Origin of the sequence: Shimazuella kribbensis DSM 45090, assembly GCF_000428065.1 — a bacterium.
Taxonomy (GTDB): Bacteria; Bacillota; Bacilli; order Thermoactinomycetales; family Thermoactinomycetaceae; genus Shimazuella; species Shimazuella kribbensis.
Window position 1 is genome coordinate 2,148 of sequence record NZ_KE386620.1, and the last position, 10,913, is coordinate 13,060.

The following is a 10,913-nucleotide window of genomic DNA, read 5'->3' on the forward strand; positions in this document are numbered from 1 at the left end:
GTTTCTCCTGTGGCTCCTGTTTCTCCAATCACACCTGTTGCTCCGGTTGATCCGACGGCTCCCGTTTCTCCTGTGGCCCCAGTTGATCCAGTGGCTCCAGTTGCCCCAGTTTCACCAGTGGCTCCCGTTTCACCAGTTGCACCTGTCACTCCAGTGGCTCCCGTTTCTTGCAGTACAATTATATCTGCAGAATCTATTACTCCTATTGCATCTGTTCTTTTAAAAATGTTCCATTTATATGCCAAGCAAATATCTCCTTTCCCTTTTTTGACAAGTATCTTGTCAATAAATACTTTAATGCAGACATCCGTACGAATTCCATTTTTTACGCAGACATACATATACATTCTATTCACAAATATGTGAATAGATACTGATCTAAATAGAAATAGACAAGTAATAATAAACAAAATGAAATAGTAAAAATACCACTTTTGAAAGTGGTACTAGTATAATGGCTAAAATAAGATCACTATATTTTTCTAAGAACCGCGCGAAAACAGTAAAGTGTAGGGGGATGGAAACGAGAGTAAAGTGCATCTTTAGGAAGCTCATAAGATACTTCACTATAAAACTTTAACCTAGCTTGTGTTATTGCTTCCTCTAAGATAGGGAACTGAATATCTGGATAATCAAAAGTAAGAACAAGAAGTCCATCATCCTTCAATACACGAGAGAACTCTTGGAACGCCGCAAACATGGATGAATGATCCATATGTTCTAAAACAGAGATACAAAATACTTTATCAAATTGATCATTGACATATGGCAATGCGGTAAGATTAGCTTGAGACAAGTGTACTTTATCAAAATAAGATTTATCCATATTAGCAGCAATTTCTGATCCAAAAAATGCAGTAATATCTTGTAAAATAGCATCATAGTTCAGTACTCGTGGATCTAGATCACATGCATATACTGAACGACAATGATCCGTTAGGTAAAATTTAAATGGATGACACACACCACATGCTGCATCTAAAACGATATCTTCTCCGTTAACAAACTTACTTGCCCACTCATACTCATAAAAGCGACTCCACCAATCAAAGGGTAGTTTTAATAGTGTAGTGTCCGTTTTCTCATCAGAATGGACAAAAAATCGCGAATCAAATTTACTCATATCCCACACATCCCTATTTCAATCCTTTTAATTGAACCAATACCCATCTTTCTTGACCTAGTATTTCTCTGTAAATCTCTTCATAGGAAAAAATTCTCCCTAGATCTTGGAGGAAAGGATAGTGATCAAAATCATCAATCAATAGGAATGCATTGGGCTTCAAGACATTACGAAATAGGGCATAAGCAAGGGAACGACCATTTCCATGAGGACCATCTACAACCATGATGTCAATTGATTTCTCTGGCAGGTTTAGTTCCTCTACTTCAACATAAAAACTATTATGAATGGTATATAAGTCATATTCTTGAGCAGGTACTGGTTTGCCAAATGTATTCCAAAGTTTTAGTGACTCATCTGGTCGAGTAAAAATTTCTTCCCATTCTTGATCTGATATTTGCTTCAATGTTTGGGATCGTACACAAATAGGTTCGAAGTTTTCTACTTGCTTTGATAATACATTTGCCCATTCATGATGATGTTCCAAAGTAGTAACTTGGATAGGTAAAAATTCACAGGCAAGTATTTCCCGCCAAAATAAAGTGGACTGGCCCCCACCAAGCTCCAAAATATGATAAGGCTCATTTCTGGTATCCATACGCCGACAAAGATGAGTAAGCGCCCGATTACTTAGGGCCATCCCTCCATAGCCCCAACCTTCTTGTATGGATAGTTGGATCACTTTTTCAATATCTTTTACCAACATGGAATTTATGCCTCCCAAGGTATCAAATGAGGTTTCTCATCAAGGATAGAATCATATTGTTCTTTCCAACCAAATTTCCCTTCTGGATCTAGCTCCATATATCGTTGGTACTTTTTTTTACGATCTTCTGATGATGCCCATCCAAAATGCTTGATGCGGGCTGGGTGACAAAAATAGGGAAAATGATAGACGTCAATTGGAAATCGACCACAATGCTGGGCTGTCTCTTTCCATCTGTACTCCATATCCGATCGATAACGAATCATAAATGGTCGATAAAATTGATGAGCTTTCCAAAAAGCATCTTCACGATAATGTGAATCATCCCACATATCATACAATCGGAAGTATATGGCGTCATACGTCTTTTGTTGAAGAATATCCTCGACTTGATGTACAAATTTTTCTTCCAACATTTCATCTGCATCTAAACTGAGAATCCAGTCAGGGTTTGTTTTTATCGTTTCTTCCCATTGCTGCTTACGAAGAACTATTTCATTGGAAAACTTAGAGATTTTGTTTTCGATGAGATGCAAGGGAATATCATGGAGTATTTCTTTGCAAGCAGCAACCGTACCATCTGTACTTCCATCATCGATTATCACTGCTTCATCTATATAAGCCCGGTGGCTTGTTAACACTTTTTTCAAATAACGATCTGCTTCATTTTTTACTACCATAGAAAGTGTTAGTTTAGAATTACCACTCATCGTCCTCCTCCTTTTTATAGATCACTAAAATCTGTTTTGCATTCCAATAAGTGTTGGCCATCAAATGACAATCGATTTCTTTTAAAAAGGTCAAGCGGAAATTATCCATCTTTTCTGGGAAATGTTCATAATCAAAACGAAAAAAGTGCTCATAGGTACCTGTATCATCTTGAAAAGGAAGAAGTAAAACCACATATTTATTGGTTTGTTGTAATAACTTGCGCAAAATAGGGAAAGGATCATGAAAATGCTCTAAAGTGTTGGAGGAAAAAATAATATCGTATTTGTTGGTCATTTGAAGGATATCTTCTACGGAAAATGTATAAGTAGGATAATATTGTTTTGCTTTGTCTATTGCTCCTTGTGAAAAATCAACTCCTGTAATGCTCGTATTGGGAAATGCCTTTGCTAAAACATCAACCCCATCACCTAAAGCACAACCTACATCGCAGATACTATATGGAAGAGATTGAAGTTCTTCCCTAAACCAATCCGGGAAGAAATCTAGTGCAACATTAGCAAAAAAAATCGTTTGATCACGACCCTTTCGTGCTTCCCATGTGTGGGTGAATAATAAGTCCCAATACTCTTCACTGTTTGGTGGCGGTTGTTGCAAAATAGAAACACTCCCTTCATCACTCTTGGTTACTTTTGTAGATCACTAATATTTGTTTGGATTGACAATAAGCTTGTGGTATTTTTATACAATCTATTTCTTCTAACGAAATAAGTTCAAACTGATTGAGGCTTTGAGGGAATGAATCAAAGGTAAAGACACATTGATTTTCTTGTGTCCCTTCACCATTTTGAAATGGTAATAACAAAACAATATAATGATTTGCTTTTTTCGCCATTTGAATAAACGGCGAAATAGGATCAGCATAAAGTGCCAAGACATTGGAGCAAAAAATAACATCATAGTTTTTTGTCATATTTTCTATGCTTTGAATTTCAAACGAAAGATCAGAATAGTATCGATTCGCTTTTATGATAGCTTCCGTTGAAAAATCAATACCTTCAATAGATGAATTAGGAAATGCATGGGAATAAAAATTTACTGCATCACCTAACGCACAACCCGCATCACAGAGACTGTAATGATTATTTTCAATTTTAGATCTTACCTCTTCTGGCAAATGGTTTACTACTACATTTGCAAAAAAAGCTGTCTGTTCTCTGCCGCTTAAATTCTCCCAATCCGTTAAAAAGCGGATATCCCAATAAGTTGGCGTTGTGGAGGAAAAAGATTGTTGTCGGAGTACTTTTTTTATTTGCTTTTCTTTGGCTAACTCAGTAAGGATAGGTTCTACTTGTTTCACTCTTGTTTCCCATGATTCTTTAAATGCAAATGACTGGAGTTCATCTGGGTTTTGAGTCATCAGTTCTTCCGTTTTTTGTATCCACTCTGTTGCTGTAGCCCCTGTTGCAACATAAGGGCATTCGATTGCCTCTTGAATAGGAGTTGAAATAACAGGGATTCCTGCTGCTAAATATTCGTACATTTTGATTGGTGAACTACTATGTGTCATATCGCGGACTTGAAATGGCACCAGACCAACTGCAAATTGCCCCACATAAGGTGGCAGTTCGTGATAAAGTTTCCTCCCCAAAAAAAATACATTGAGACAATCAGCGATCATACCTTCTATGCCCAGATAATCATTTCCTAAAAGCACGATGGACCAATCAGGACGAAGCTTTGCTACCTCTGTCAGAATAGAAACATCGATCCAAGAAGCAATCGAACCCATAAATCCAAGAATCGGCTTTGGTATATGCTGCATATCAGAAGGAATGGGCATCTTTTTTGCATCGCAAAAATGCTCAAAATCAGCAGCATTTGGTATAAGCAGAATATGTTTTTCAGGAAAAAGTTTAGCCACCAGATCATACAATCGTTGACTTACAACTGTGATTACATCTGCTGCCTCCATCGCTTTTTTCAAATCTTGGTTGTTCCAAATGGCAAATTCTTCAGCAGCTTCATCAATATAATCAAAAACGAGTAAATCCGCATGCAGTCTGTCTGTAAAACGGTAGTATGGAGGATGGGAAACCCATAAAACAGTTGATTCTTCAGCTTTTGGGAGGATAGATCGACAATCACTTATTTCGACCCCATCGCGAAAATAAACCGTACCATCATATCGGCCATATTCCATAAAAACTGCTCTATGCCCTGCTTTCGCAAATGCTTTCATCAATTGTTGAGGACGTTGAAAAACCAGACTACCTTCCCAGTGAATAGTTGGCGGGTAGATAACTTTCATTTATTCACTCCTTTTATTCTTTCTTTTGCAACATTTTATCGAAATATTCTTTATTATGTAAAATACTTGGGTGATTGGCATTCATGGAATAAGCTAGATCATTATGATAAATGGCCTTCTCTGTATTACCTAATTGGTCATAACAAAGACATAACTGCAAATGAGGAAGCCATGACCAAGAGGCGTGATCAAGGGATCCCATTATTTGAGATGGTTTTTCTAACTGGGTAGCCAATTCATACCAGAATACAGCCAAGTTTAATTGATCTTGGTTTAAACATAATGACCCAAGATGGCAACAAGCTTCTGCCCTTGGCCGGTCAAAATGAAATGTTCGTAAAATAGCTTGTTGTTCCTGATCTCGTTCGCATAGATGATGATAACAATCAGCAAGCTTCAAACAAGCAGTTATATTATCTTCGATCCAGCCTTGCTTGGTAGATAGAAATTTTCCATAATACAAAATGGACTCTTCATAGAAGGCATTATCTCGTAATTCATTTGCAAAATAATATAAATCTCTAACCGAAAATTCTTCTTCTGTTGTTTGATGTTTACGGTAAATTTGCAGGTTTCGATCTGTATATGCTTTATCTTTTTTATGGGAGATAGCAATATCACTGTGCATGATGTATCCACCAACTTCTAGGTACTCATGTACAAAACCAATCCAACGAAAATTACAAGCTCTTCGAACTAAACGATTGCGACGTAAACTATGTGTTACATTTCCTTCAGCATCGAATGCAAGGTTGTAATGCATACTGACACTATCTACCTCAGCGTCAAGTGTTTTCTTTAGTCGCAATAGAGCTGATTGATCTTGTTCTTGAAGGTAATCATCTGCATCCAACCATAAAATATATTCTTTCGTGGCAAGGCTAAAAGCATAGTTACGAGCCGCAGAAAAATCATCAATCCACTTAAAATCATAAATCTTAGCAGAAAAGCTTGTTGCTATTTTTTTTGTTTGATCTGTTGAACCAGTGTCTACAATTATGATTTCATCCACGATATGCTGGATTGAAGATAAACATCGTCCGAGGACATCTTCTTCGTTTTTGACAATCATACAAAGACTAATGGTAATCCCTTCATCTTGATTCATGGAAATACGACATCTCCTTTTATAAGCAGGCAATCCTGTTAAATCAGAAGGTCGATAAATATGATAAGCGGGATAATGTGTATCCACATGTAGAGTGAATCCAAGAGATACAGCACGGATCGAAAAGTGACGATCTTCTCCCCAAAAAGAGAGATTTGGTATCTCCGCGAATTTTATCCCAGCTGTAAGAGCATATTTCGAAATCAAGGTACATGCCCCTAGCCCGCCTACCTCATACACTCCAGGCCTTCGTAATTGCTCGAGAAATGCATGGGTACGCTGTCCAATCTCCATGTCTGATAACTTCTCATTTCGACGTTTTTCATATAATGTATATTCGTCTTGAAGCCATACCTGTGGTAATTCAGAAGCATTTGGTTGCCACTTCGTCCAAAAGATATTGGAGATAATTTCTTTATCTGCAGCAATAAGCTGTTTGAGTGTATAAGGATGTAAGATGAGATCAGAGTCAATTAAGAGGAGGTAATCAAAATTGTTTTCCTTAGCATAATGAATGATCTGGTCTTTCATCTGTGCTACTTTCCATATTTGAGCTTCTCTCCAATAGTGAGTGTACTCATCACAGTGATAGGCTTCTTTTTTTCCTGAGTATGTATCGATAGTTGCTTTTTGTTTTTTATTAGCGAATTCAGTGAGCAGTGCGCTGGATTTTTCTGATTCATTGTCATCTATAAAGCGGTATTCGACGATTACATTTTCCTGATCTAATTCCATAAGTGAGGTGAGAAACTCTCTTAGGATATCTGGTTGTTGATAAACAGGACTACCAATTAGGACCCTCTTTGCCATGTAATTCCCCCTATCTCCATCCATCTCCATTAACACTATATGAGAACAAGAGTTGACTTTATTCAAAAATAAGAAAATGAATAAAGTCAATATTCAGAATTAAATGGATATGGAGTGTACTCCTATATAAATGGTGACCCTATCCGTTTAGACAAAATACCAACCTTGACTTTTCATTCACTATCCTAACGATTCGCAATCCGTTTCATTAATCAATCCCAAACGAATGTTTCCTTTTTATGATTGAAATACTTTTTTAAGTTCCTTTCACCAGTAAGAAAGTCCAATCCAAATTTCTATACTTTGCATTTACTATAAAGATCAAAATAAAATGAGGTGATCACTTGAGTTTCCCTACCATCCCTAATATTACGCCGATGATTTCGCTAAATACAAACGATACCATTACACTATTGCTTAGTTCCATCGCATTTGAGGAACTAGCATTAGCCCATATTATGAACGCAGAAGCGGAGAAAATACAATTTGTTTTAGGTACCTTGGATACAAGAACTACACTCCATCCTACGATGGTTACGATCGAAGATCTTGTAACCATCAACACAGAAGTTCGAAAAACGTTGCAAGATGTAATAAAAAAAGAAATGTTACTTCAATTTAAGCTTGAAAATGTTTTACAACTCATAACTACACAACCAACATCAGAGTGCTTGTGTACGGCAACGAATCAAGCTGGTAATAACTTTGATATTTGCAGAGGTACAGGAGCAGCCGACACAACGGTTGTATTTAATGGTATGACTCAGCCAGCAAACAAACACGGATCAGTTAATTTCAGCGGTCATATCTGTTTGTCCTGCACATCAGATAACGAATTTTTATTTACCTTTGGTGGAAACCAAAATATACCTGCTTTCACATTCACAGCAACTACCTTTAACGTTCCCTCCTGTCCAGATCAGACGGTAACAATAACAGGCGAAGGAAATACTAACAACTCAGCATTATTTGGTCCTAATCCAGCGACATTCACACTAGAACTAAATGGTGTACCAAATAATAAAAGTATCGCATTATTGATCACAGGCAGCAATGGAAATGTATTCTTTACGTCAACCATAAATCTTGGAAATGCTGAATTGGTTGTTACAGATTGTGAATAAGTTCTAGTAAACACAGCAACTTTGTTTAAGCAGATTCACTAATAAAGCTGTATGGTATCTTGAGTTACCAATCTCCACCCAAGGGTAAAAAGATCGCATACAATTTATGGTTCTGTTTCAATGAACATGCATCTACCATTTAAAACACCCTTTTTAACTCCAACATTACCATTCAAAGCATAAAAAGAGGAAAAGGGCTTTTTATGGCCCTTTTTCCTTTTTTTATAAACTTAACAGGTAGGTCATGATGTTGGAGAATGATCTTCTTCTATTTCATTTAACAAAACCAGCACTTTATCGAATTTAAATTGTAAAAGCATTTCCTTTTTAATTACATCTTGCAGGACACTACGCACACTATCATTGATGAGCAGCAAATCGTTAACTGGTACGCAATCTGGAGCATCGACATCGGTTTCCAATGTTCCTAAAACAAATTGAATTTTTTCTGCTTCTGCATTAATCAAATGAGCAAGCGCTAATTCCTCTAAGGCAATGGATGACAGCAACAATGATACTGTCTGTTTCGGAGTAATACTAATAATCGGTGTTATGTTAGGTATGTTCGCTTGTGACAAAAGTTCACTTCCTCTCTAAAACGAATATACAAATACATATATTCTAATCAACCCAAATGGTTGTATGTCCATAAAAATAGTTTTCAAAGATTCTATATTCCTTACTTTTTACATATCATTTGAAAGGAACAGTTATTCAGAAAGGAATGAAAGGCTATGAGCATGCCACAAATACCGGATGGAAAAAACCGCCCATCTTTTTCTGAAGTAATTATCGATTTATTAGAATCCATTGCTTTGGAAGAGATAGCATTGGCCAATCTGATAAATGCAGAGGCAGAAAAAGTACAAGCATTTGTAGGAAAAAAACTAGATTTTCCAACATGCCCAACCAACACAGAAATAGATAAATTTAATAATGGCGTTCTAAAGTTACTCGATGTAATTGTGATGAAAGAATGGTTATTACTTCGAAAGTTTGAAAACGTCCTTCATTGTCTTGATTGTCATGAAACACACATCTGTTCCGAAGGGGACGAGTAAATTGAATAGGAGACAATTGCCAACCCATTCCTTATATAAAGATGCTTATCAACAATTTAACTTAGCTATTTACCAACTCATCAGTGCATACCAAACGTTATTAAAGGCTTATGGTCAAAGAGAATCTTCCCATTCTGAACTCCTGATGAAAAAATTAAATCTTATTTCGGATCAGCTTTATCATTTATGTATTACTAAGCATGCTCTTTGGTTTATTCGAGAGTCTAAAACATATCATCCATCTTCCAAAAATGTGTTGGATTCTTTAGAAAAGCTAAAAGCTATGCTACATACTTTGGATGAGGACAGACAATCAAAGAAAATCACTCGAAGATATACACGATTTCAATCAGGACCACAAAAAGGGAGGAAAAAAGGAAATGGAAGAAAATAAACGCCTTTCTCTTTGTATGATTGTCCGCAATGAAGAAACGTTTATCCGTAAATCTCTAAACAGTGTGAAGGATGTTGTGGATGAAATGATTATTGTTGATACTGGATCAACAGATGACACGGTAAAAATATGCAAATCGTTAGGAGCAACCGTTTTACACTATGATTGGGAAAATAACTTTGCAGCAGCAAGAAACTACGGTCTCGAAAGTGCAAAAGGAGATTGGATTCTTTGGCTTGATGCAGATGAAGAAGTGGAGAAAGAGGATGCTGCCAAACTGCGTGATGTGCTAAGCGAGACAAAAATACATATTGGTGATATTCAATTAATTAACTATTATGGGTCATATCCAACCCATCCAGATCACGCTTTTTTAATCAACCATCATCGTTTATTTCGTAATCATATGGGTTTTCGATTTAAAAATCGTATCCATGAACAATTAAATGTACAAGAAGTCATAGGTGATGTCGATCACTGTGTTACCTTACCCGTAAGGGTTTACCATTATGGTTATCTGGATAATATCACGAGACAGAAAGACAAGCATAAACGAAATACTTACATATTAGAAATGATGAAACAAGAAGATAACCGAGACCCTTGGATTGATTATCATTTGGCAAGTGAATATTATCGTGAACAAGAACACACAAAAGCCTTTCCGTATATTAATGAAGCCATCCTAAAATTTATACACAAACAGCAAACACCACCATCCCTTCTATACAAATTAAAATATGAAATCCTTGTTACATTAAAGTACTTTGACGGGGCTTGGCCTGCTATTGATAAGGCCATTGCTCTTTATCCGGATTATGTTGATCTACAATTTTACAAAGGATTGATATTTCTAGGAAAGGAAAAATATAAGGAAGCGATCGAAGTGTTTCAACACTGTCTGACATTGGGGGAAAATAATCTTCATCATCTCACCTTAAAAGGAGTGGGAAGCTTTCAAGCATGGTTCCATATTGGACAATGTTATAAGAAACTAAACCAAAGGGAAGAAGCTACGCTTGCATTTGAAACATGTCTCCAACTATCCCATCACCATGAACTCGCTATGAAAGAATTAGAAAAAATAAAAAACCCTTTCTACTAAGGAAAGGATTCGTTGTGGTGGAGCTAAGCGGGATCGAACCGCTGACCTCCTGCTTGCAAGGCAGGCGCTCTCCCAGCTGAGCTATAGCCCCATATAATGGGTATATGGTGGGCCTAAGTGGACTCGAACCACTGACCTCACGCTTATCAGGCGTGCGCTCTAACCAGCTGAGCTATAGGCCCTTAGTTTGCTCATTGTGAAAAAAATTATTCCCTGAAAACCGAAGAGTGAGTAACACGCCTGATTATTTGGTAACCGAATTTGTACCAAAAGGTACTCCATAGAAAGGAGGTGATCCATCCCCNCCTTCCGGTAGGGATACCTTGTTACGACTTCACCCCAATCATCTGTCCCACCTTCGGCAGCTCAGTCCCCTAAGGGTTCTGTCACCGACTTCGGGTGTTACAAACTCTCGTGGTGTGACGGGCGGTGTGTACAAGGCCCGGGAACGTATTCACCGCGGCATGCTGATCCGCGATTACTAGCGATTCCAGCTTCATGT

General features: G+C 37.3%; 12 protein-coding genes, 2 tRNA genes and 1 rRNA gene. 4 read left to right on the forward strand and 11 right to left on the reverse strand.

Annotation, left to right across the window (positions count from 1 at the left end):
• The 7 genes from A3GQ_RS27905 to A3GQ_RS28155 all read right to left on the reverse strand — a co-directional run.
• Positions 1-245, reverse strand: a 245-nt coding sequence (locus tag A3GQ_RS27905; protein WP_037465863.1) for a collagen-like protein, incomplete at its 3' end; no start/stop codon positions are given.
• 227 nt (positions 246-472) lie between these two features.
• Positions 473-1,123 (reverse strand): class I SAM-dependent methyltransferase, encoded by a 651-nt coding sequence (locus tag A3GQ_RS0121690; protein ID WP_028778799.1) that lies wholly within the window; start codon positions 1,121-1,123, stop codon positions 473-475.
• 13 nt (positions 1,124-1,136) lie between these two features.
• Positions 1,137-1,829: a class I SAM-dependent methyltransferase gene (locus A3GQ_RS0121695; RefSeq protein ID WP_028778800.1), complete on the reverse strand. Its 693-nt coding sequence runs from the start codon at positions 1,827-1,829 to the stop codon at positions 1,137-1,139.
• 5 nt (positions 1,830-1,834) lie between these two features.
• Positions 1,835-2,539 carry a glycosyltransferase family 2 protein gene (locus A3GQ_RS0121700; RefSeq protein ID WP_028778801.1) on the reverse strand — a complete coding sequence of 235 codons (705 nt, stop codon included), beginning with the start codon at positions 2,537-2,539 and terminating at the stop codon, positions 1,835-1,837.
• A complete protein-coding gene (locus A3GQ_RS25330; RefSeq protein WP_051272244.1) occupies positions 2,529-3,155 on the reverse strand; it encodes a class I SAM-dependent methyltransferase in 627 nt (208 codons plus the stop codon). The genes A3GQ_RS0121700 and A3GQ_RS25330 overlap by 11 nt, the downstream gene beginning before the upstream one ends.
• A 19-nt stretch (positions 3,156-3,174) precedes the next feature.
• On the reverse strand, positions 3,175-4,809 hold the full coding sequence (locus tag A3GQ_RS0121710) for a methyltransferase domain-containing protein (RefSeq protein ID WP_028778802.1): 1,635 nt from the start codon (positions 4,807-4,809) through the stop codon (positions 3,175-3,177).
• A gap of 13 nt (positions 4,810-4,822) precedes the next feature.
• Positions 4,823-5,917: a glycosyltransferase family 2 protein gene (locus A3GQ_RS28155; RefSeq protein ID WP_037465868.1), complete on the reverse strand. Its 1,095-nt coding sequence runs from the start codon at positions 5,915-5,917 to the stop codon at positions 4,823-4,825.
• Positions 5,918-7,071: 1,154 nt separating this feature from the next.
• Here A3GQ_RS28155 and A3GQ_RS28425 point away from each other — a divergent pair.
• Positions 7,072-7,851 (forward strand): alpha-helical endospore appendage domain-containing protein, encoded by a 780-nt coding sequence (locus tag A3GQ_RS28425; protein WP_342665021.1) that lies wholly within the window; start codon positions 7,072-7,074, stop codon positions 7,849-7,851.
• Positions 7,852-8,093: 242 nt separating this feature from the next.
• Here the strand turns inward: A3GQ_RS28425 and A3GQ_RS0121725 are convergent, their stop codons facing one another.
• Complete coding sequence (locus tag A3GQ_RS0121725) at positions 8,094-8,429, reverse strand: alpha-helical endospore appendage domain-containing protein (protein ID WP_028778804.1); 336 nt, start codon at positions 8,427-8,429, stop codon at positions 8,094-8,096.
• 156 nt (positions 8,430-8,585) lie between these two features.
• On the opposite strand from A3GQ_RS0121725, the gene A3GQ_RS25340 reads away from it, so the two are divergent.
• From A3GQ_RS25340 to A3GQ_RS0121740, 3 genes are read left to right on the forward strand one after another with little or no spacing between them, the layout of a single operon-like run.
• Complete coding sequence (locus A3GQ_RS25340; RefSeq protein WP_051272247.1) at positions 8,586-8,912, forward strand: alpha-helical endospore appendage domain-containing protein; 327 nt, start codon at positions 8,586-8,588, stop codon at positions 8,910-8,912.
• 1 nt (position 8,913) lies between these two features.
• Positions 8,914-9,306 (forward strand): hypothetical protein, encoded by a 393-nt coding sequence (locus tag A3GQ_RS0121735; RefSeq protein ID WP_028778805.1) that lies wholly within the window; start codon positions 8,914-8,916, stop codon positions 9,304-9,306.
• Positions 9,293-10,411 (forward strand): glycosyltransferase, encoded by a 1,119-nt coding sequence (locus A3GQ_RS0121740; protein ID WP_028778806.1) that lies wholly within the window; start codon positions 9,293-9,295, stop codon positions 10,409-10,411. Before A3GQ_RS0121735 ends, A3GQ_RS0121740 begins: the two co-directional genes overlap by 14 nt.
• A gap of 15 nt (positions 10,412-10,426) precedes the next feature.
• Here A3GQ_RS0121740 and A3GQ_RS0121745 read toward each other — a convergent pair.
• From A3GQ_RS0121745 to A3GQ_RS0121755, 3 genes are all read right to left on the reverse strand, one after another.
• Positions 10,427-10,502, reverse strand: a tRNA-Ala gene (locus A3GQ_RS0121745).
• A 14-nt stretch (positions 10,503-10,516) separates the two neighbouring features.
• A tRNA-Ile gene (locus A3GQ_RS0121750) sits at positions 10,517-10,593 on the reverse strand.
• Positions 10,594-10,695: 102 nt separating this feature from the next.
• Positions 10,696-10,913 (reverse strand): 16S ribosomal RNA (locus A3GQ_RS0121755); the annotation flags it as partial.